This window comes from Mycobacterium sp. NGS50 (assembly GCF_059812545.1).
This window is the reverse complement of the sequence record NZ_JCALCW010000029.1, coordinates 39,713-60,103: the sequence shown is the minus strand read 5'-3', so window position 1 is coordinate 60,103 and position 20,391 is coordinate 39,713. Positions and strand designations below refer to the sequence as shown.

Here is a 20,391-nt window from a genome sequence, read left to right as displayed (position 1 = left end):
GGCAGGATTCGCAGTTATTGCTATCGGGTTGGTGGCCACCGGTTGCCACGGCGGCGGCCACGATGCCAAATCCACCCCCACCACCACGACCACCACCACCAAGCCGGTGACCCCGGTGGCCGACGGTGCACTCAAAGGGCTGCTGCTGACCCCCGAACAGGTGAACGCCGTCATGGGGGCGACCGAGATGGCCGTCACGCAATCACGCACCGAGATGACCGACGACAGCGCCACCATGCAGCCGCCGGAGTGCCTGGCCGTCGACGGCGCGGCTCAAACCGTCACCTACGCCGACAGCGGGTTCACCGCCGTGCGCGATCAGACCCTTCAGGAGGGCGACAACTTCGCGCACTTCGCCGAACAGGCCGTCGTCCTGTTCCCCTCGGCCAGGCAAGCCGCTGCCTTCTTCGAGGCGGCGGCGAAACAATGGCAGAACTGCCACCACTACACCCACACCCAGACCGGATCGGAATGGGACGCCGGAAAGGTCTCCACCGCCAACGGCATGCTCAGCGTCGTGGCCACGCAACTCGATCACGGCGACCCGGGCTGGGCCTGCGGGCGGGCACTGACCGCCAAGAACAACGTGATCGTCGACGTCAACACGTGCAGCGCGGACCCCGCCGACACCGCGGTAACACTGGCCGGCCAGATCGCCGCCAAGGTGCCGATGAAGTAGCGATCACACTCCTGGAAATGTTGCAACCAAATGTGATGTGAAACTCTTTGTGGCCCAACAATAAGAGAATTCTAATTGCACATGCGTCACAGGATGCCCGCCGAACGTTCGCCCAAGCACCCAGAGGCGCCGGTAGATAGCATCCGATCGGGTTGCTGACGGGCGGGGACACGGGCATGTCGGTGGCTTCCCCTAAGGTCACATCCGTGGTTGCTTGCGACATGAGTCACACCCCAGAAATACGCTCCCGTTTACGTGAATTTCACCGGTAAAATCAATCCCAATGTGCCCCGTCGGGGTATTTCAATCCGATCAATCGAGGGCCGCGAAGAGCCGCCGCCCGCGGGAGGTGGCGACACGATGGACAAGCCTGTGCGCGCGACGAACCACGTGACGAGCGGTGTCGCCCTGGCTGAGCCGCCGTCGTCGGCGCCCACGCTGCGGATGCCCACCTGGCGCGATGTGTTCAGCAGCGAGCCGGACTCGCACCCGCACCTGCCCGAGGTCATCGCCGACGCGCAGCCGCTGCTGGAGTTCGGCACCGCGGTGCGACTCGACGTCGTCGGCCGGATCCCGGTGTCGAACGGCCCCGTCACCGGCATGGTGGCCGGCCGCGATGGCCGTCGGCTGGTGGTCACCAACTACGGCGATGACAGCGTCTCGGTTGTCGACACGGCCAGCGGCGCGGTCGCCAAGACCTTGACCGGTGTCTACGAGCCCTACGCCATCGCGGCAGCCGGCCACGGCCGGGTGTATCTGAGCGCGGTGTCGCCCGCCTATGACGCCATCGCGCTGCTCGATGTCGACGCCGAGCACCTCGTCGCCGCGTACCCGCAGGCCGGCGCCGTGCGCGACGTGGTGGTCAGCGCCGACGGCAAGCACGTCTACGCCAGCTGTACCGGAGCCGACGGTGCCGAGGTTGCGGTGCTGGATCCGGCGACCAGTGAGGTCGAGGTGATCACGGTGGCCGCGACGCCGGACGCGTCGGCGGACCGCCTGGCGATCAGCCCGGACGGGCGCCGGCTCTACGTGGCCGTCGAGCACAGCGCCGGCAGCGAACTGGCGGTGATCGACACCGCCGCGCGCCGGGTCGTGAGCTCCATCCCGGTCGGGTCGTCGATCCGCGACATCGCGCTGAGCCTCGACGGCGGCATCGCCTACGTCGCCGGCTGCGGTCCCGACACCGCGGCGATCGACATCATCGACACCCGCGCCGAGGCCTTCACCGGCGTCATCGAACTCGGATCGACAGCTGTTGCTCAACTGCGCCTCAGCGCCGACGGCGAGCTGGTGTACCTGGTCGCCGACAACGGTGTCACCGTGTTCTCGACGCTGACCCACGACGTGGTCGGTGTGCTGGCACTGAACGCAGAGCCGTCGTGCCTGATCGAGAGCGCTGACGGTGGCCGGCTCTACATCGCCGACTACGCCGGCGGCTTGACCGTGGTGTCGGTCGCCTGGACCGCCGCACCGCTGGTCGGCGAGGTCGGCGACGTCATGGCGCACGCCGGGCTGTTGGAACTGGAACCCGCGCTGGTCTGACGTCGGCCGCATCGCCGATACCGGTAGCGTGGGTCCCGGTTTTTCACCGGCACCCGCGTAAAGGTGGTACGTCATGGACAGCACCATGCAGAGCTTCCCGCTGACCATCACCGCCCTGCTCAAGCACGCTACCCAAGTCCACGGCGACCGCACCGTGATCACGGCCACCGGTGGGGACTACCGCCGATGCACCTACGCCGAACTCGGCGAGCAGGCCGCACAGCTGGCGCACGCCCTGCGCGGTCTGGGGATCACCGGAGACCAGCGGGTCGCGACGTTCATGTGGAACAACGCCGAACACCTGGCTGCCTACCTGGCGATCCCCGCCATGGGCGCGGTGCTGCACACGCTGAACATCCGGCTGTTCGCCGAGCAGATCGTCTATGTCGCCAACCAGGCCGAAGACCAGGTCGTGCTGGTCGACATGTCGCTGGCGAAGCTGCTGGCCCCGGTGCTCGACAAACTCGACACCGTGCACACGGTCATCGCGGTGGGCGACGGCGACACCGCGGCGCTGGAAGCATCCGGCAAGACGGTGCTGCGCTACGCCGATGTGCTCGCCGGGCAGCCCACGACCTTCGACTGGCCGGAGATCGACGAGAACTCGGCGGCCGCGATGTGCTACACCAGCGGAACCACCGGCAACCCGAAAGGCGTTGTCTACAGCCATCGGTCGAGCTACCTGCATTCGATGGCGACCTGCACCACCAACGGGATCGGGGTGGGTTCGACGGACTCGGTGCTGCCGGTCGTGCCGATGTTCCACGCCAACGCCTGGGGGCTGCCGTACGCGGCACTGATGGCCGGTGCGGATCTGGTGCTGCCGGACCGGTTCCTGGACGCCCGTTCCCTGGTCGACGCGGTCGAGACCCAACGGCCCACCCTGGCCGGTGCGGTCCCGACCATCTGGAACGACGTCATGCACTTCCTGGACGCCGAGCCGGGGCACGACATGTCGTCGCTGCGGCTGGTGGCCTGCGGCGGCTCGGCGGTGCCGGTGTCGCTGATGCGTTCCTTCCAGGACAAGTTCGGTGTCCAGATCAAGCAGCTGTGGGGGATGACCGAAACGTCGCCGATGGCGACCGTGGCGTGGCCGCCGCCGGGTACCAGCGAGGACGAGCACTGGCAGCTCCGCGGAACGCAGGGCCAGCCGGTCTGCGGGGTGGAAGCCCGGATCGTCGACGACGAGGGCAAGGTGCTGCCCAACGACGGCGAGGCCGTCGGTGAGCTGGAGGTGCGCGGCCCCTGGATCACCAGCTCCTACTACCAGGGCCAGGACGCGGCGAAGTTCGAATCCGGCTGGCTGCGCACCGGCGACGTCGGCCGCATCGACGGGCGGGGTTTCGTCACGCTGACCGATCGGGCCAAGGACGTGATCAAGTCCGGCGGTGAATGGATCTCCTCCGTCGAGCTGGAGAACGAACTGATCGGGCACCCCGACGTGGTGGAGGCGGCCGTGGTCGGGGTCCCCGACGAGCGCTGGGAGGAGCGGCCGCTGGCGGTGATCGTGGCGCGCGAGGGTGCGCACGTCGATGCGGGCGAGCTGCGGGCGTTCTTGGCCGACAAGGTCGTTCGCTGGTGGCTGCCGGAGCGCTGGACGTTCGTCGACGAGATACCGCGGACCAGCGTCGGCAAGTACGACAAGAAGACCATCCGGGCCCGCTACGCCGAGGACGCGTACCCGGTCACCGAGGTGCGAGACTGACCGCCGCCGGGTGTTGGGCCCACTTCGAGCAGACACTAAATCGCACGATTTCGGCCGTGAACGTGCGAGTTTGTGTCTGCTCGCGGTAGAAAGTGAGCATGAGTCTGCGGGTCGTGCAGTGGGCAACCGGATCGGTTGGGGTGGCCGCGATCAAGGGAGTGCTCGAACATCCCGAACTCGAGCTGGTCGGCTGCTGGGTGCATTCGGAAGCCAAGAGCGGCAAGGATGTCGGCGACATCATCGGGACGCCGCCGATCGGGGTGATTGCCACCAACAACATCGACGACGTGCTGGCCATGGACGCCGACGCGGTGATCTACGCCCCGCTGCTGCCCAGCGTCGACGAGGTGGCCGCGCTGCTGCGCTCGGGCAAGAACGTGGTCAGCCCGCTCGGGTGGTTCTATCCGGGTGAGCGTGAGGCCGCGCCGTTGGAGATCGCCGCGCAGGCCGGCAACGCCACGCTGCACGGCGCGGGCATCGGGCCCGGCGCGGCCACCGAACTGTTTCCGCTGCTGCTGTCGGTGATGTCCACCGGCGTGACCTTCGTGCGCTCCGAGGAGTATTCCGACCTGCGGACCTACGGGGCCCCCGACGTGCTGCGCTACGTGATGGGCTTCGGCGGCACACCGGACGAGGCGTTGACCGGACCGATGCAGAAGCTGCTCGACGGCGGGTTCGTGCAGTCGGTGCGGTTGTGTGTGGATCGGCTGGGCTTCGCCGCCGACCCGCAGGTCCGCTCCTCCCAGGAGGTGGCGGTGGCGACCGCCCCGATCGACTCGCCGATCGGGGTGATCGAGGCGGGGCAGGTCGCCGGGCGCCGCTTCCACTGGGAGGCGATGGCAGACGACACCGTGGTCGTGCGGATCACGGTCAACTGGTTGATGGGTGAGGAAAACCTGGATCCGCCATGGTCTTTCGGGCCGGCGGGGGAGCGCTACGAAATGGAGGTGCTGGGCAATCCGAACACCTTCGTCACCGTCAAAGGCTGGCAGCCGGAAAGCGTCGAGGAAGGCCTGAAGAGCAACCCCGGCATCGTCGCGACCGCCGCGCACTGTGTGAACAAGATCCCGGCGGTCTGCGCCGCACCGGCCGGCATTCAGAGCTTCTTCGATCTGCCGCTGGTCACCGGCAGGGCCGCGCCCGAACTGAGGCGATAGCCGCTAATCTCGGCTGATGGCTCTCGTCGTCGAGCAATCCCTGGCGATCCCGGTCCCGGTCGAGGAGGCGTTCGCCGGCACGCTGCCGATACCGCTGCCGACCCTGTTCCGGCGCCGGTACGGACCCATCCCGCCGATCAAGCAGGTGCGCGACCAGACCGGGGACTGGGCGGCCGCCGGGCAGACCCGCACCGTGCTGCTCAAGGGCGGCGGCAGCATGCGTGAACAACTGACCGGGGTGGACCCGCCGCACAGCTTCGACTACACACTGACCGGGATAACCGGCCCGATGGCGCCGCTGGTGCGCCTGGTGGAGGGGCAGTGGCTTTTCAACCCGGCCGGTACCGGAACCGAGGTCACCTGGCGCTGGACACTGCATCCCCGATCCGCGCTGGCCGCCCCGGCGCTGCCGGTGCTGGCCGCGCTGTGGCGCGGCTACGCACGCCGCTCCCTGGAACAACTCTCGACGCTGCTGACCGGCTGACCACGGTGTGCCGACTGTTCGGGCTGCACGCCGGGACCAACGTGGTCACCGCCACCTTCTGGCTGCTCGACGCCCCGGACAGCCTGGCCCAGCAGAGCCGGCGCAACCCGGACGGTACCGGGCTGGGCGTCTTTGACGCGCACGGAAACCCGGAGGTGCGCAAGCAGCCGATCGCGGCGTGGCAGGACCGCGACTTCGCGGTGGAGGCGCACCACATGACCGGCACCACGTTCACCGGCCACGTTCGCTACGCGACGACCGGCGCCCACGACGTCGTCAACACCCACCCGTTCCTGCAGGACGGCCGGATCGGCGCGCACAACGGCGTCGTGGAGGGCCTGGACCTGCTCGACGAACGCCTCCGCGAGGTGGGCACCGCCGACCTGGTGGCCGGCCAGACCGACTCCGAGCGGGTATTCGCCCTGATCACAGCCGCGATCCGGGCCCGGGGCGGCGACGTGGCCGGCGGTCTGGTCGACGCGGTGGGCTGGCTGGCCGCCAACGTGCCGGTGTACGCCGTCAACCTGCTGTTGAGCACGGGCACCGACGTGTGGGCGCTGCGCTACCCCGAGCCCAACGAGTTGCACCTCCTGGATCGTCGCGACGGCGGCGCGCCTGTCGGCTTCGAGCTGCGCAGCAAGCGAATTCACGCCCACGCCGAACAGTTGCGCGACCGGCCGGCGGTGGTGATCGCCAGCGAACCGATGGATGACGACCCGCGCTGGCAAGCGCTGGCCCCCGGTGAGTTGGTGCACGTCGACGCCGGCCTGCGGATCACCCGCGAGCTGGTGCTGCCGAACCCGCCCACCCACCAGCTGCACCGCAAGGATTTGAGTTCGGTGGCGGCCGCGGCGCAACACCCGTTCGGGTGATCGTCGGCGCCTGGCAGACTCGAGATCGTGACGGCAAAACGTGCGCTCGTGCTGGCAGGCGGGGGAGTGGCGGGAATCGCCTGGGAGACAGGGATTCTGCGCGGGATCGCCGACGAGGATCCCGCGACGGCGCAGCGGCTGCTGGATTCCGAGGTGCTGGTCGGGACGTCCGCGGGGGCGGCGGTGGCCGCCCAGATCAGCAGCCCGGCGTCGCTGCAGGAGCTGTTCACCCGCCAGGTCGACGGGCCGTCCGCCGAGATCGACCCGGGTGTGGGCACCGAAGCGATCGGTGAGCTGATCCTGGCCGCGATCAGCGAGCCCAACACGTCGAGGACCCAGCAGCTGCAGCGCATCGGATCCGTTGCCCTGAGCGCACAGACCGTCTCTGAGCCGGTGCGCCGCAACGTGATCGCGCAGCGCCTGCCATCACCCGACTGGCCGGAGCGGGAGCTGCGGCTGACCGCGATCGACGTCGCCACCGGGAAGCTTTTGGTGTTCGATCGGGATTCGGGCGTGCAGCTGGTCGACGCCGTGGCGGCCAGCTGCGCGGTCCCCGGTGCCTGGCCGATGGTGACGATCGGCGGGCGCCGCTACATGGACGGCGGGATCGGCAGCACCGTCAACCTGGCATTCGCCGAGGACTGCGCGGTGGCGGTCGTGCTGGTGCCCGCGGCCGAGGACGCGCCGTCGCTGTTCGGCCGCGGCCCCGCCGTGGAGATCGCGGAGTTCGCCGGGCGCGCGTTCGGCGTCTTCGCCGACGACGCATCGGTGGCCGCGTTCGGCGGCAACGCGTTGGACCCCCGCTGCCGGACCGCGTCGGCGCGGGCCGGTCGCGAGCAGGGCCGGCGGGTGGCTGCGACGGTCGCGGAGTTCCTCGACGGCTGAGTCAGCGTGCGTCGAGCGCCTGGCCGGTCAGCTCGCGGCCGACGTCGACCAACTCCGCGGCGCGGTGAAACTCCAGGCTGCGACACGCGGTGCGGGGCACCTCGATGAGCAGATCGGGTGGATGGCTGGCCAGGTGGTGTCGGGTCAGCGCCGCCTGAGCGATCTCGATGGTCCGGTTCATCACCTCAAAGCTGCCCAGCTTGGGTACCGCGGGCAGTTCGTCAGGCTCGGGTTCCAGCTCGGAGTCGGAGCCGCCGAACCGGCTGAGCACCGCCCGGGCGGTCGGCCGGTCCAGCAGCGACCGGGCAGCGCTGGTGTCCAGCAGCGCCGACGTGCTGCGCAGCACCCGGTTCAGCAATTCCGCGGTCGGACCCGGCTCGGGGTCATCCTCGGGCTCCTCGCAGGTGACCGGATCGTCGGCCCGGCCGCTGAGGTTCACCGCGACCGTCAGATCGGCGTTCACCGCGGCCATCGGCGCCATCGGCAGCGGGTCGAGGATGCCGCCGTCCGCCAGCAGCCGGCCATCGACGACGTGCGGCGCGATCACCCCGGGAATGGCGATCGAGGCCCGGATCGCCTCGTCGAGCCGGCCACGTTGCAGCCACACCGATTTCCCGGCGATCAGGTCCGTCGCGACCGCCGTGTAGGGGATGGGCAGCTGTTCGATGAGGACGTCGCCCAGGATCTCTCGGACGGCGTCCAGAATCTTCTCCGCCCGCAACACCCCGGACGCGGTGAGCGACGGGTCCAGCAGCCGCAGCACCGCGCGTTGGGTCAGCGACTTGGCCCAGTCGGTGAAGTCATCGATCCGCCCGGCCGCCTGCAGCCCGCCGACCAGGGCACCCATCGACGAACCGGAGATCCCCACGATGTCGTAGCCGCGGTCGCGCAGCTCGTCGATCACGCCGATATGGGCGTAGCCCCGGGCGCCACCGCTGCCCAGAACCAGGGCCACCCGTGGATTCATGGCGTCCATTGTGCCTGCGGTGACAGCCGGGATTTGTTCGGCGTGATCGGAATTGTCCCCGTTCACCGGGTATCCGACATTCCTGCACGTGGCGCCGCTGATCGCCGGTATGCGCGCGGCCACCAGGTGCACCTGGCCCGTCGGCGAGGGACACCGGCGTTTAGGCGGGCTATAGCATTGACGCCGTGATGGAACTCGCCGGACTCGGATCCGGATTCTGTGGATGTTGTCGCTGTAGCTGACCGCTGCCGCCGCTATCCCCAGCCATCCCATTTGGAGTTCCCGAAATGCTCACTGCAAATCCTGTCGCGTTGCGACCGATCCCGACGCCGTCGCCCAGCCCCACCCGGTTGCGACTGCCCGACCTGCTGCACGCCACCGACCGAGCCGCCGACGAGGTGCTCAGCGGACGCTATGACGCGCTGCTGCCGGCCGGCGGCGTGCCCACCGACGCTCGCTGGTTCACCCGCCTGCACGGCGACGAAGACCTCGATATCTGGTTGATCAGTTGGGCGCCCGGACACGCCACCGAACTGCACGACCACGGCGGGTCCCTCGGGGCGTTGACGGTGTTGTCCGGCTCGCTGCACGAATTCCGTTGGGAAGGTCACGAGCTGCGCCGGCACCGGCTCGACGCCGGCGATCAGGCCGCGTTCCCGCTGGGATGGGTGCACGACGTCGTCTGGGCACCGACATCGCCCGCGGAAATCACCTCCGGACCGGCCCCGACCGTGGGACCCACGCTGAGCGTGCACGCCTACTCGCCGCCGCTGACGGTGATGTCGTACTACGAGGTCACCGATCGCGACACCCTGCGCCGGCAGCGCACAGTGCTGACCGACGAGCCGGAGTCCTAGCCATGAGCCGCATTGATCAGGTGCTGGACGCGGCGCGGGCCCGGTTGCGGCGCCTTTCCGCGGAGGAGGTGCCCGCCGCACTGCGGCGCGGCGCGCTGCTGGTCGACATCCGTCCGCAGGCACAACGAGCGGCCGAAGGCGAGGTTGCGGGGGCACTGGTGATTGAGCGCAACGTCCTCGAATGGCGCTGCGACCCCACCAGCGATGCCCGGCTGCCGCAGGCGGTCAGCGACGACGTCGAGTGGGTGATCCTGTGTTCGGAGGGCTATACCTCCAGCCTGGCCGCGGCCTCCCTGGTCGATCTCGGGTTGCACCGCGCCACCGATGTCATCGGCGGATATCACGCCTTGGTGGCTGCCGGGGTGCTGAGCGCGGTTTAGCCGCCGCCACCGGCAGCGCCGCCGCCACCGCCGGTGTCGCCGGATCCCTCGTCGTCCCACGGGTTGGAGCTGGGGACGGTGGGAACATCGTTGCTGCCCTGGGCGGAGGCCGGGATGAGGTAGTAGCAGGTGGTCGCGGTCCGGGCCACGCAGGTGATCTCAGTCGGTGCGGCGTGCGCGATGGCGGGGAGGGCGAGCGCGGGGAACGCGATGAACGCACCGGCCACCGCAGCCTTGGCGATCCCTGTTATCGTCATCCGGCCCATCGCTAACACCTCCCGTGCAGGTCTCGTTCACCTGTTGTACATCTTGGATTCACCGAATGTAAGCGACGGCACGGCGTGTTGCAAGTTTTGGTCCCTGTGAACTGCCTGTACGGGTCAGCCGGGGCTGTGTAGCAACGGGTGCAGTTTCCTGGTCTTCTCAGGTGTCCAGCCCGGCGGCTGCAGGATCTCCGCCCAGGCATCGGCGACATCCTGGGTGTAGTGGTGGCCGTGCCCGTCGGGCACGTCGACAGCGACCGCCATGTCGGCGGAGACCTGCAGGAACGTCACCACCGGGATCCAGCCGACCTCGGGCAGCACGTCGTAGCCCCTGGGCTCGCCCAGCCAATCGGGTTTGTGGAACAGCAAATCCGGGTTCCACCAGGCGATCGGGTCGGACGCGTGCTGCAGGTAGACCACCTTCGGCGAGTTCCAGGCGGGGTGCGGGCGGTGCAGGTCGTCGGGGCGGGCAACGAATCGGACATTGTTCCCGTCGTCGTAGACCGGCAGCCACTGCGGCGAGCCGGGGTCACGGTTGATGGTCAGGTCGGCCCAGATGGTGTTGTTGAACGTCGGACCGGAGAACAGCGCCCCGTCGGTGCGCGCCAGCACGTTGTTCAGGCTCATGAACGGCGACTCGCCGCCGAAGGAGCCCAGGCTCTCGCCGAACACCACCAGCTTGGGGCGCCGGGACTCGGGCATCGCGCGCACCAGCGCGTCGACCGCTTCGAACAGTGCCTGGCCCGCCTGGCGGGCGTTTTCCTTGTCCACCAGAAAGGACAGCCAACTGGGCAGAAACGAGTACTGCATGCTCACGATGGCGGTGTTGCCGTTGTACATGTACTCCAGCGCCGAGGCTTCGGCCTCGTTGATCCAGCCGGTGCCGGTCGTGGTGGCCACCGCGACGACGGCGCGATTCAATCCGCCGGTGCGCTGCAGTTCCTGCGCCGCCAACCGCGCGGTTTCCTTGATGCCGTGCGCGGAGTTCAGTCCGGCGTAGGCCCGGATCGGCTCGACGGCCGCCGCACCGTTGAAGGCGGCGAGCCGGCTGACGTCGGGTCCGCCCTCGATGAACACCCGGCCCTGATGGCCCAGCGACTCCCAGGACGCCAGCGATCCGGGCCCGCCGGAACGCAGCGGCGAGGTGGGGGCCGAATGGTCGGGGTCCATCTCGTTGTTCACCCTGGCGAAGGTGGAGTTCATGGTGTGCATGGCGACCTTGACCACGACGCCGTTGAGCAATGCGATCGTCAGCGCCACCAGTAGCGACACCGCGACCACGAACGACACCCGCGGCGGCGCCACCCGGTTGAGTTGTCTGATCAACGCGCCGAGCAGCCGTCGGGTCAGCTGGCCGATCTCGACCAGCGTGAACAGCACCACCACCGACAGCAGCCCGGCCAGCGGGTATGCGTACCAGGCCAGGCGGGGCACGCCCATCAGATCGCGCACCCGGTCCTGCCAGATGTGGAACCAGGCGTCCATCCCGACCAGGCCGATCAGGCTGACGGGCAGCAGGATCGCCCACGCGCGGCGCGGCGCGGGCGGGCTGGTGTCCTGGGAGCGCAGGTAGCGGACCAGCCACACGGCGAACACGCCGAGGCCGTAGCCGACGGCGCCGGACACGCCGCTGACCAGGCCCTGGAACAACGGTCCGCGGGGCAGCAGCGACGGCGTCGTCGACAACCAGATGAACACCATGCCGACCGCGCTGCCGGTGAATGTGTAGCGCCGAACCCACCACGGCCGGCGGGTCTTGGCGCCCTCGGATTCGGCCGCGGCGGTTGCGCTCACGCCGAACCCCTAGCGGTGGGTGAAGTTCGGCGGTCGCTTCTCGACGAACGCCGCCATGCCCTCGGTCTGGTCGTCGGTGGCGAACGCCGAGTGGAACAGCCGGCGCTCATAGAGCAGGCCTTCGGCCAGCGTGGATTCGAAGGCCCGGTTGACGGCCTCCTTGGCCATGCGGGCCGCCGACAGCGACATGCCCGCGATGGTCGCGGCAACCTTCTTGGCTTCGGTCAGCAGGTCATCGGCGGGCACCACCCGCGACGTCAGCCCGGACCGTTCGGCCTCGGCGGCGTCGATGGTGCGGCCGGTCAGGATGAGGTCCATCGCCTTGGCCTTGCCGATCGCCCGGGTCAGCCGTTGCGAACCGCCCATGCCCGGCAACACGCCCAGCTTGATCTCCGGCTGGCCGAATTTCGCGGTGTCCGCGGCGATCAGCAGATCGCACATCATCGCCAGTTCGCAGCCGCCGCCGAGCGCATGCCCGGCGACCGCGGCGATGGTCGGGGTGCGCACCGCCGCGAGCTTGCCCCACGCCGCGAAGAAGTCGGCGCGGTACACATCGGCGAAGGACAGCTCCGACATCTCCTTGATGTCGGCGCCGGCGGCGAACGCTTTCGCCGAACCGGTGATGATGATCGCGCCGATGCCGGGGTCATTGTCGAACTCTGCTGCGGCGCTGGTCAGCTCGTCCATCACCTGGCTGTTGAGGGCGTTGAGCGCCTGCGGCCGGTTCAAGGTGATGGTGCCGACGCGACCGTCGCGGTCGACGAGGATCGTTTCGTAAGTCATGTCTCTCCTTAAAACGTCAGATCGGGTTGTGCCGGTACGAAGTACAGGTCGACGTCGGCGGCGGTCACGTCGGCCAGTGACGCCGGCGACCATTGCGGATTACGGTCCTTGTCGACCAGCTGGGCTCGGATGCCCTCGACCAGGTCGTGCGAACGCAGCGACGCGCACGACACCCGATACTCCTGGACCAGAACGTCTTCCAGGGTGTTGAGTTTCGCCGCCCGGCGCACCGATTCGAGCGTGACCGAGCAGGCGATGGGCGAACGGGTGGCGATCAGCTTGGCGGCCTCGTTCGCGTCCGCGTCGGCATGGTCTTCCAGCGCGGCCACGATCTCGGCGACGGTGTCGTGTGCGTAGCATTCGTCGATCCAATCCCGTTGTGCGGCAAGACGGCTCGACGGAGGCTGGGTGGCATGAGCGGCCAGCGCGGCAGGCACGCCGTCGGCGACGATCGCCGCGGTGAACTCGCCCAACGCGGCGTGCGGTACGTAGTGGTCGGCGAACCCGAGGGCTAGGGCGTCGGCGCCGTCGAAGGGTGCGCCGGTCAGCGCCGCGTGCAGACCCAGCGATCCGGGAGCGCGCGACAGCAGATAGGTGCCGCCGACGTCGGGGATGAAGCCGATACCGACTTCGGGCATCGCCACCTTCGAAGTGTCGGTGACGATCCGGGTATTGGCGTGGGCGGCCACACCGACGCCGCCGCCCATCACGATGCCGTCCATCAACGCGACATACGGCTTGGAGAACCGTCCGATGTGCGCGTTGAGCAGATACTCCTCGAACCAGAACCGCCGCGCGTCGGCGCCGTCCGCTTTGGCGCTGTGGTAGATCGCCACCACGTCGCCGCCGGCGCACAGGCCGCGTTCGCCGGCGCCGTCGAGCACCACCGCGCGCACCGCGTCGTCGCCTTCCCAGTCCGCGAGCACCACCCGCATCGCGTCGACCATCGTCTGGGTCAGCGAGTTGATCGCCTTCGGACGGTTCAGGGTCACAAACCCGACACCGTTGTCGATGCGGGTGAGGACTTCATCGGATTCGTCAGCCACAGCTTCGCAATCTAGATCGCTACCCGCGTCTGCCCGCCCGCGGGTAAGGTCTATCAGTGAACGACCGGGGAACTTGCCCCGATCCGTGAGCGTTGACTATTTGTTCGCGCATTCAAAGTCAGGGACAAGAGAGGATCCGACGGTGCGGGAGACCAGCAACCCGGTATTTCGTTCGCTGCCGAAACAGCAGGGCGGATACGCGCAGTTCGGCACCGGCGTCGCCGGTGCGGCGGCCCAGCAGATGCAGGGCTATCACGCCGACCCCTATGTCGCTGAGCAGGGCCGTGTCGCACGGCCGCTGACCATCGATGACGTGGTCACCAAGACCGGCATGACGCTGGGGGTGTTGAGCGTCGTCGCCACCATCTCCTACTTCTTGGTCAACGCGCACCAGGAGCTGGCCAGCCTGTTCACCTTCGCCGGCGGCATCGGCGGTTTCGCGCTGGTGATGGTCGCCACCTTCGGCCGCAAACAGGACAACCCGGCGATCGTGCTGAGCTACGCCGCGCTGGAGGGCCTGTTCCTCGGCGCGGTCACCTTCATGCTCACCTTCTCGGTGTCGGGCGCCAACGCCGGCATGCTGATCGGGCAGGCCATCATGGGCACCATGGGCGTGTTCCTGGGCATGCTCGTCGTCTACAAGACCGGCGCCATCCGGGTCACCCCGAAGTTCACCCGCATGGTGGTTTCCGCGCTGTTCGGCCTGGTGGTGCTGATGCTGGGCAACATCGTCGTCGGGATCTTCAACCACGGTGAGGGCCTGGGCCTGCGCACCGGCGGAACGTTGTCCATCGTGTTCTCGCTGGTCTGCATCGGTATCGCGGCGTTCAGCTTCCTGATCGACTTCGACGCCGCCGACCAGATGATCCGCGCCGGCGCCCCGGAGAAGGCCGCCTGGGGGATCGCCCTGGGTCTGACCGTCACCCTGGTCTGGCTCTACATCGAGATCCTGCGGCTGCTCAGCTACTTCCAGAGCGACTAGCCCTTCTGCGTTGACTCTGCGGCCACGGCGCGTTCTACCCGAACTTTTGCGCCATGGCCGCAGAGTCATTTGGTGACTGGCGCCGCTCATAAGGTGGTAGCACCATGCCCGCATGGGGGAGCAGCCTTTCATCGGTAGTGAGGCGTTGACGGCCGGGACGCTGAGCCGCTACGACCTACGCAAGCGGTACCGCGCGCTCATGCCCGATGTCTACCTCGACCGACAGCTCGTTCCGACATTGCGGCAACGCACCTGTGCCGCCTGGCTGTGGTCTCACCGTCAGGCGGTTATCGCCGGGCTGGCCGCTTCGGCGCAGCACGGTGCGAACTGGGTCGACGAGACCGCTACCGTCGAGCTGATCTGGCGCAACGCCAGGGCGCCGCGGGGCGTCAAAACGCGGGCTGATCTGCTGCTGGAGGGAGAGACGCAGCGGCTCGACGGGCTGCCGGTGACCACACCCGAGCGCACCGCCTTCGACCTGGGCCGACGCGGTTCTATCGGCCAGGCGGTGGCCAGACTCGATGCGCTGGCCAACGCCACTCAGTTCAAGGTCGGCGATGTGGCGGCGTTGGCCGCGCGGCATCGTCATACCCGCGGTCTGCGTCAACTGGAGACGGTGCTGGATCTCGTCGACGCCGGCGCCCAGTCGCCGAAGGAGACCTGGCTGCGGCTGTTGCTCATCAACGCCGGGTTCCCCCGGCCGCAGACCCAGGTACCTGTCGACGGACCGGACGGTTTCCCGAAGTACTACCTGGACCTGGGCTGGAAGGACATCATGCTCGCCGTCGAGTACGACGGCGAACAGCACCGGACCAGCCGCCCGCAGTTCGCCTGGGACGTCGAACGCCTGGAGTACATCCGACAGGTCGGTTGGACCCACATCAGGGTGTTGGCGGACCACCGGGGCCCGGACGTCGTCGGCCGCGTGCAGCGCGCCTGGGATGGCTTGACTCTGCGCTGACGGCGCGAATTACTGGAGAATTCGCGCCGTAGTCGCAGAGTCAGCGCAATCAGGACAGTCTTTCCACAACCATGGCCATGCCCTGCCCGCCGCCGACACACATGGTCTCGACACCGAACGTCTTGTCGTGGGTCTGCAGGTTGTTCAGCAGGGTGGCGGTGATGCGGGCGCCGGTCATGCCGAACGGGTGGCCCAGCGCAATCGCGCCGCCGGAGACGTTGAGCTTGTCCTCGTCGATGCCCAGCTCGCGCGCGGAGCCCAGCACCTGCACCGCGAAGGCCTCGTTGATCTCGAACAGGTCGATGTCGGACACCGACATCTTGGCGTTGGCCAGGGCCTTCTTGACTGCCGCGATCGGACCCAGACCCATGATCTCCGGCGACAGCCCGGACACCCCGGTGGACACGATGCGGGCCAGCGGCTTGAGACCCAGCTCGCGCGCCTTGGTGTCGCTGGTGATGATCACCGCGGCCGCCCCGTCGTTGAGCGGGCAGGCGTTGCCGGCGGTAATCGTGCCGTTGGGCCGGAACACCGGCTTGAGCTGGCTGATCTTCTCGTAGGTGGTGCCGGCGCGCGGGCCGTCATCGGTGCTGACCACGGTGCCGTCGGGCAGCGTGACCGGCGAGATCTCGCGGGCGAAGAAGCCGCTGTTGATGGCCTCCTCGGCGCGGTTCTGGCTGCGCACACCCCAGTGGTCCTGGTCCTCGCGGCTGATCCCGGTGTGCAGCACCACGTTCTCGGCGGTCTGCCCCATCGCGATGTAGACGTCCGGCAGCAGGCCGTCGGCCCGCGGGTCGTGCCATTCGGTGGCACCGGCCGCGGCGGCCTCGGAGCGAGCCTGACCCTCGTCGAACAGCGGGTTCTTGCTGTTCGGGGCCCCGTCGGCGGCGCCGATACCGAACTGCGAGACGGTCTCCACCCCGGCGGAGATGAACGCGTCGCCCTCGCCGGCCTTGATCGCGTGGAACGCCATCCGGGTGGTCTGCAGCGACGACGAACAGTAGCGGTTGACGGTGGTACCGGGCAGGAAGTCGTAGCCGAGCAGCACAGCGACCACCCGGCCGATGTTGTACCCGGATGCGCCGCCCGGCTGACCGCAGCCCATCATCAGGTCGTCGATCTGGTGGGGGTTCAGCTCGGGCACCTTGTCGAGGGCGGCGCGCACCATCTGGGCGGCCAGGTCGTCGGGCCGCATGGTGACCAGAGATCCCTTGCCGGCGCGACCGATCGGGGAACGCGCGGTTGAGACGATGACGGCTTCGGGCATAACGGCTCCTCCCAAGGATGTTGTGGGCTGAACCTACCCTTCGGCGGCGATGACCGGCGCGGGGACCCCGGTCGTCGGACGCCGGCGCAACCGCGATATCGCGGCCAGCCGGGTACCGCGCGGAACCGACTCGGCCGCGACGGGCGCCCAGGGCAGCGCCGGTATCGGTCCGTCGGTCCGTTCACCCAGCGCCTCGCACAATGCGGGGAGCAACTGGTTGGCCGCCAGCGCGTAGCCCGCCGCCGACGGGTGGTACTGGTCCTCGGAGAACATCAACTCCGGGGCCTGGTAGAACTCCGGCGCCAGCAGATCGGCGAACGGGACGGCCACACCGCCGGCAGCCTTCACCGCGGCGGCTTGGGCGCGTGCCAGCCGCAGCCCGCGGGCGTGCGCCACCCATCGCAGCGGTTGCGGGATGGCGGTGATGACCCCGAAGTCCGGGCAGGTGCCGACGGCGACCACCGCGCCGCTGGCACACAGCCGGCGAACCGCGGCACCGAGCCGTTGCGACGAACGGGAAATGGCGTTGAGCGCGGTCACGTCGTTGGCGCCGACCATGATCACCGCGGCGTCCGGGGGCGGCCCGGCCACAAACATCGCGTCGACCTGGCCGGAGAGTCCTTTGGAGGTGGCGCCCACCAGCGCTTTGGTGCTCAGCCGGATGCGCTTGCCGGTGCGTTGGGCCAACGCCCGGGCCACCAACACGCCCGGCACCTCCTCAGCGTTGCGGCAGCCGTACCCGGTCGCCGTCGAGTCGCCGAAGATCATCAGATGCAGGTCGACGGGTACGCCGCGCTGCCAGCGCTGCACCGGTCCACCGTCGGGCGAGTACACGCCGTCGGCGCGAGGGGGCACGTCCCGAGACTTCGGAATCACCTGGCGAGCTGCGATCGCCTGGCCGGCCAACAGATTGCGTGCGCCGAGGTAGGCCGTGCCCGTCGAGGCGAGCGCGCCCGCTGCAGCCAATGCGATCGTGGATCGCCGCGGCACCAGAATCCGCACGTCGTCAAGTCTAGGGAGCGCGGAGTCAGGGAGTCTGAACCTCAACGGAACAGGCGGTTACGTTGTGGATCAAATGTGATATCGAAACAGACTCGTTTACTGTTGAAATCCTTAAAGATGTCAAGCTAAATTACCGGGGTTGGCCAGTTCGGCCTCGGGGGCAATCGCTACAACGTCGTAGGGAGTGTTGACATGACTGCAGTTATCGAGGCATCGGACCCACCCCGTTCTTATCTGAACCCTGCTGGGCATCTGCGAACCCGTCGATATCCCGTCAGTGATGGGGCACCCGTCGAGGTCGTCGAGGATCGGCCCAGCATCGCCGGCCGGCTGGCCTGGCTCGCCGCTCGTCTCACCATTCGGCCCACGCTGTCCATCGGCAGCTATCTCCCGCATGCGCCGTGGCCGTGGGGCATCCTCGACCTCGCCGCCCGCGCCATGCTGCCCCCGGTGGGCACCATCCGGGCCACCATCGGATTGCCGCGCTGCACCGCGCAGCTGGTCCGCGCCGCCGGGGTGCTGCCGGCCGACGGAACCCGTCGGGTGGTGCTGTACCTGCACGGCGGCGCCTTCATCACCTGCGGGGCGCACACCCACGGCCGCCTGGTCACCAAGTTGTCGGAGTATGCCGACAGCCCGGTGCTGGTGGTGAACTACCGCATGCTGCCCAAACATTCGATCGGCCAGGCGCTCGACGACTGCTACGACGGCTACCAGTGGCTGCGGGGCCAGGGATATGAGCCCGACCAGATCGTGCTGGCCGGTGACTCGGCCGGTGGTTACCTGTCGTTGGCGCTGGCCGAACGGCTGCTCGACGACGGCGAAGAGCCCGCGGCCATCGCCTGCATGTCACCGCTGATGGAGATCGACAAAGCCCCCAAGCAGTCGCATCCCAACATCCGCAGCGATGCGATGTTCCCCGCCAAGGCCTTCGACGCGTTCGTCGACCTGATCGCCCGGGCCGCGCGCGGACACGTCGTCGACGGGCGCCCCGAGCAGGTCTTCGAACCCCTCGACCACGTCGAGCCGGGCCTGCCGCGGACGCTGATTCACGTCTCCGGTTCCGAAGTGTTGCTGCACGACGCCCGCTTGGCGGCGCGAACGCTGGCGGCGGCCGGGGTTCCGGTGGAAGTGCGGGTGTGGCCGGGCCAGATGCACGTGTTCCAACTGGCGTCGCCGCTGGTACCCGAAGCGACCCGCTCGCTGCGGCAGATCGGTGAATACATCCGCGAAGCCACGGGCTAGCTGCTTGGCTCGGCAAATCACCTGAGACGATGTGGGCATGCGGATTGCGCGCCACGTCAGTGAACTCATCGGCAACACCCCCTTAGTCCAGCTGAACTCGGTCGTTCCGCCCGGCGCCGGCCGGGTGGTCGCCAAGATCGAATACCTCAACCCCGGCGCGAGTTCCAAGGACCGCATCGCGGTCAAGATGATCGACGCCGCCGAGGCGAGCGGGCAGCTCAAGCCCGGCGGCACCATCGTCGAACCCACCTCCGGAAACACCGGTGTCGGGCTGGCGCTGGTCGCCCAGCACCGCGGCTACAAATGTGTGTTCGTCTGCCCGGACAAGGTCAGCGAGGACAAGCAGAATGTGTTGCGGGCCTACGGCGCCGAGGTGGTGGTGTGCCCGACCGCGGTGCCGCCGGATCACCCGGACAGCTACTACAGCGTGTCCAACCGGTTGACCGCCGAGATCGAGGGCGCCTGGAAACCCGACCAGTACTCCAACCCGGCCGGCCCTGCCAGCCACTATGAGACCACCGGGCCGGAGATCTGGGCCGACACCGACGGCACCATCACCCATTTCGTCGCCGGCATCGGCACCGGTGGCACCATCACCGGCACCGGCCGCTACCTCAAAGAGGTGTCCGGGGGATCGGTACAGGTGATCGGCGCCGACCCGGAAGGGTCGGTGTACTCCGGCGGCACCGGCCGGCCCTACCTGGTCGAGGGCGTCGGTGAGGACTTCTGGCCGGCGGCCTACGACCCCGCCATTTCCGACGAGGTCATCGCCGTGTCGGACGCGGACTCCTTCGATATGACCCGGCGGCTGGCCCGCGAGGAGGCGCTGCTGGTCGGCGGATCCTGCGGCATGGCGGTGGTGGCCGCGGTCGAGGTGGCGGTCAAGGCCGGACCCGACGCGCTGGTGGTGGTGCTGTTGCCCGACGGCGGTCGCGGCTACATGTCGAAGATCTTCAACGACGCGTGGATGTCCTCCTACGGATTCCTGCGTTCCCGGCTGGACGGGTCGACCCGGCAACACACCGTCGGCGACGTGCTGCGCGGCAAGTCCGGGATGTTGCCGGATCTGGTGCACACCCACCCATCGGAGACCGTGCGCGACGCCATCGGCATCCTGCGCGAGTACGGCGTGTCGCAGATGCCGGTCGTGGGCGCCGAACCGCCGGTGATGGCGGGGGAGGTGGCCGGCAGCGTCTCCGAGCGTGAGTTGCTGTCGAAGGTATTCGAGGGCCGCGCCAACCTGGCCGACGCGGTCGCCCAGCACATGAGCCCGCCGTTGCCGCTGATCGGGGCCGGGGAATTGGTCAGCGCGGCCGCGGAGGCGTTGCGGGAGCAGGACGCGGTGATGGTGGTCGAGGAGGGTAAACCGGTCGGCGTGATCACCCGCCATGACCTGCTGGGGTTCCTGTCCGAAGGCGGCCGCCGCCGGTAACCGTTGGATGGATTGTGAGCCTGCGGCCGTGAGTCGTCGGCTAGGGTGTGTTTCGCCCGCGTACGGCAATCGACTCGGAATGGAAGGT

Annotated in this window: 20 protein-coding genes; 13 read left to right on the top strand and 7 right to left on the bottom strand. The window is 68.5% G+C overall.

What is annotated here, in order from left to right; translation table 11 throughout:
• The first annotated feature begins 31 nt into the window (after positions 1–31).
• From AC5Y36_RS19170 to AC5Y36_RS19140, 7 genes are all read left to right on the top strand, one after another.
• On the top strand, positions 32–679 hold the full coding sequence (locus AC5Y36_RS19170) for a sensor domain-containing protein (protein WP_500042531.1): 648 nt from the start codon (positions 32–34) through the stop codon (positions 677–679).
• 360 nt (positions 680–1,039) lie between these two features.
• Positions 1,040–2,221: a YncE family protein gene (locus AC5Y36_RS19165; RefSeq protein WP_500042530.1), complete on the top strand. Its 1,182-nt coding sequence runs from the start codon at positions 1,040–1,042 to the stop codon at positions 2,219–2,221.
• 73 nt (positions 2,222–2,294) lie between these two features.
• Complete coding sequence (locus tag AC5Y36_RS19160; RefSeq protein WP_500042529.1) at positions 2,295–3,926, top strand: long-chain fatty acid--CoA ligase; 1,632 nt, start codon at positions 2,295–2,297, stop codon at positions 3,924–3,926.
• Positions 3,927–4,018: 92 nt separating this feature from the next.
• Positions 4,019–5,083, top strand: a complete 1,065-nt coding sequence (locus tag AC5Y36_RS19155) for an NAD(P)H-dependent amine dehydrogenase family protein (RefSeq protein WP_500042528.1) — start codon at positions 4,019–4,021, stop codon at positions 5,081–5,083.
• A 16-nt stretch (positions 5,084–5,099) separates the two neighbouring features.
• The gene (locus AC5Y36_RS19150) at positions 5,100–5,567 is read left to right on the top strand and encodes an SRPBCC family protein (protein WP_500042526.1); all 468 of its coding nucleotides are present in this window, start codon (positions 5,100–5,102) and stop codon (positions 5,565–5,567) included.
• A 5-nt stretch (positions 5,568–5,572) separates the two neighbouring features.
• Positions 5,573–6,439 (top strand): class II glutamine amidotransferase, encoded by an 867-nt coding sequence (locus tag AC5Y36_RS19145; RefSeq protein WP_500042524.1) that lies wholly within the window; start codon positions 5,573–5,575, stop codon positions 6,437–6,439.
• 27 nt (positions 6,440–6,466) lie between these two features.
• Positions 6,467–7,324, top strand: coding sequence for a patatin-like phospholipase family protein (locus tag AC5Y36_RS19140; protein WP_500042523.1), 858 nt, complete (start codon positions 6,467–6,469; stop codon positions 7,322–7,324).
• A gap of 1 nt (position 7,325) precedes the next feature.
• Here the strand turns inward: AC5Y36_RS19140 and AC5Y36_RS19135 are convergent, their stop codons facing one another.
• Positions 7,326–8,291 (bottom strand): patatin-like phospholipase family protein, encoded by a 966-nt coding sequence (locus AC5Y36_RS19135; protein ID WP_500042522.1) that lies wholly within the window; start codon positions 8,289–8,291, stop codon positions 7,326–7,328.
• Between the two features lie 287 nt (positions 8,292–8,578).
• On the opposite strand from AC5Y36_RS19135, the gene AC5Y36_RS19130 reads away from it, so the two are divergent.
• Both AC5Y36_RS19130 and AC5Y36_RS19125 read left to right on the top strand, forming a co-directional pair.
• Complete coding sequence (locus tag AC5Y36_RS19130; protein ID WP_500042521.1) at positions 8,579–9,148, top strand: cysteine dioxygenase; 570 nt, start codon at positions 8,579–8,581, stop codon at positions 9,146–9,148.
• A gap of 2 nt (positions 9,149–9,150) precedes the next feature.
• Positions 9,151–9,528, top strand: a complete 378-nt coding sequence (locus tag AC5Y36_RS19125) for a rhodanese-like domain-containing protein (RefSeq protein ID WP_500042520.1) — start codon at positions 9,151–9,153, stop codon at positions 9,526–9,528.
• On the opposite strand, the gene AC5Y36_RS19120 is transcribed toward AC5Y36_RS19125, so the two are convergent.
• From AC5Y36_RS19120 to AC5Y36_RS19105, 4 genes are all read right to left on the bottom strand, one after another.
• Positions 9,525–9,785 carry a hypothetical protein gene (locus AC5Y36_RS19120; RefSeq protein ID WP_500042519.1) on the bottom strand — a complete coding sequence of 87 codons (261 nt, stop codon included), beginning with the start codon at positions 9,783–9,785 and terminating at the stop codon, positions 9,525–9,527. The two genes, AC5Y36_RS19125 and AC5Y36_RS19120, sit on opposite strands and share 4 nt — an antisense overlap.
• A gap of 123 nt (positions 9,786–9,908) precedes the next feature.
• A complete protein-coding gene (locus AC5Y36_RS19115) occupies positions 9,909–11,585 on the bottom strand; it encodes an alpha/beta hydrolase (RefSeq protein ID WP_500042518.1) in 1,677 nt (558 codons plus the stop codon).
• A gap of 9 nt (positions 11,586–11,594) precedes the next feature.
• Complete coding sequence (locus tag AC5Y36_RS19110; RefSeq protein ID WP_500042517.1) at positions 11,595–12,368, bottom strand: enoyl-CoA hydratase; 774 nt, start codon at positions 12,366–12,368, stop codon at positions 11,595–11,597.
• Positions 12,369–12,376: 8 nt separating this feature from the next.
• Positions 12,377–13,414 (bottom strand): enoyl-CoA hydratase/isomerase family protein, encoded by a 1,038-nt coding sequence (locus tag AC5Y36_RS19105; RefSeq protein ID WP_500042516.1) that lies wholly within the window; start codon positions 13,412–13,414, stop codon positions 12,377–12,379.
• Positions 13,415–13,556: 142 nt separating this feature from the next.
• Here AC5Y36_RS19105 and AC5Y36_RS19100 point away from each other — a divergent pair, with 142 nt between their 5' ends.
• A complete protein-coding gene (locus tag AC5Y36_RS19100; protein ID WP_500042515.1) occupies positions 13,557–14,396 on the top strand; it encodes a Bax inhibitor-1/YccA family protein in 840 nt (279 codons plus the stop codon).
• Positions 14,397–14,508: 112 nt separating this feature from the next.
• On the top strand, positions 14,509–15,357 hold the full coding sequence (locus AC5Y36_RS19095; protein ID WP_500042514.1) for a hypothetical protein: 849 nt from the start codon (positions 14,509–14,511) through the stop codon (positions 15,355–15,357).
• Between the two features lie 49 nt (positions 15,358–15,406).
• Here AC5Y36_RS19095 and AC5Y36_RS19090 read toward each other — a convergent pair whose 3' ends face one another.
• Both AC5Y36_RS19090 and AC5Y36_RS19085 read right to left on the bottom strand, forming a co-directional pair.
• Entirely contained in the window at positions 15,407–16,624 is a 1,218-nt protein-coding gene (locus AC5Y36_RS19090; protein WP_500042513.1) for an acetyl-CoA C-acetyltransferase, read from the bottom strand.
• A 33-nt stretch (positions 16,625–16,657) separates the two neighbouring features.
• The gene (locus tag AC5Y36_RS19085) at positions 16,658–17,626 is read right to left on the bottom strand and encodes an SGNH/GDSL hydrolase family protein (protein WP_500042512.1); all 969 of its coding nucleotides are present in this window, start codon (positions 17,624–17,626) and stop codon (positions 16,658–16,660) included.
• Between the two features lie 192 nt (positions 17,627–17,818).
• Here AC5Y36_RS19085 and AC5Y36_RS19080 point away from each other — a divergent pair, with 192 nt between their 5' ends.
• Together AC5Y36_RS19080 and AC5Y36_RS19075 are read left to right on the top strand one after the other, a co-directional pair.
• Positions 17,819–18,871 carry an alpha/beta hydrolase fold domain-containing protein gene (locus tag AC5Y36_RS19080; protein WP_500042511.1) on the top strand — a complete coding sequence of 351 codons (1,053 nt, stop codon included), beginning with the start codon at positions 17,819–17,821 and terminating at the stop codon, positions 18,869–18,871.
• A 37-nt stretch (positions 18,872–18,908) separates the two neighbouring features.
• Positions 18,909–20,303 (top strand): cystathionine beta-synthase, encoded by a 1,395-nt coding sequence (locus AC5Y36_RS19075; RefSeq protein ID WP_500042510.1) that lies wholly within the window; start codon positions 18,909–18,911, stop codon positions 20,301–20,303.
• Positions 20,304–20,391: the final 88 nt, after the last annotated feature.

Excerpts from the sequence above, each read along its gene's own strand:
- AC5Y36_RS19165 (WP_500042530.1), top strand. The coding sequence starts at position 1,040 with ATGGACAAGCCTGTGCGCGCGACGAACCACGTGACGAGCGGTGTCGCC.
- AC5Y36_RS19160 (WP_500042529.1), top strand. The coding sequence starts at position 2,295 with ATGGACAGCACCATGCAGAGCTTCCCGCTGACCATCACCGCCCTGCTC.
- AC5Y36_RS19075 (WP_500042510.1), top strand. The coding sequence starts at position 18,909 with ATGCGGATTGCGCGCCACGTCAGTGAACTCATCGGCAACACCCCCTTA.
- AC5Y36_RS19130 (WP_500042521.1), top strand. The coding sequence starts at position 8,579 with ATGCTCACTGCAAATCCTGTCGCGTTGCGACCGATCCCGACGCCGTCG.
- AC5Y36_RS19110 (WP_500042517.1), bottom strand. The coding sequence starts at position 12,368 with ATGACTTACGAAACGATCCTCGTCGACCGCGACGGTCGCGTCGGCACC.
- AC5Y36_RS19095 (WP_500042514.1), top strand. The coding sequence starts at position 14,509 with ATGGGGGAGCAGCCTTTCATCGGTAGTGAGGCGTTGACGGCCGGGACG.
- AC5Y36_RS19120 (WP_500042519.1), bottom strand. The coding sequence starts at position 9,785 with ATGACGATAACAGGGATCGCCAAGGCTGCGGTGGCCGGTGCGTTCATC.
- AC5Y36_RS19080 (WP_500042511.1), top strand. The coding sequence starts at position 17,819 with ATGACTGCAGTTATCGAGGCATCGGACCCACCCCGTTCTTATCTGAAC.
- AC5Y36_RS19090 (WP_500042513.1), bottom strand. The coding sequence starts at position 16,624 with ATGCCCGAAGCCGTCATCGTCTCAACCGCGCGTTCCCCGATCGGTCGC.
- AC5Y36_RS19135 (WP_500042522.1), bottom strand. The coding sequence starts at position 8,291 with ATGAATCCACGGGTGGCCCTGGTTCTGGGCAGCGGTGGCGCCCGGGGC.
- AC5Y36_RS19125 (WP_500042520.1), top strand. The coding sequence starts at position 9,151 with ATGAGCCGCATTGATCAGGTGCTGGACGCGGCGCGGGCCCGGTTGCGG.
- AC5Y36_RS19150 (WP_500042526.1), top strand. The coding sequence starts at position 5,100 with ATGGCTCTCGTCGTCGAGCAATCCCTGGCGATCCCGGTCCCGGTCGAG.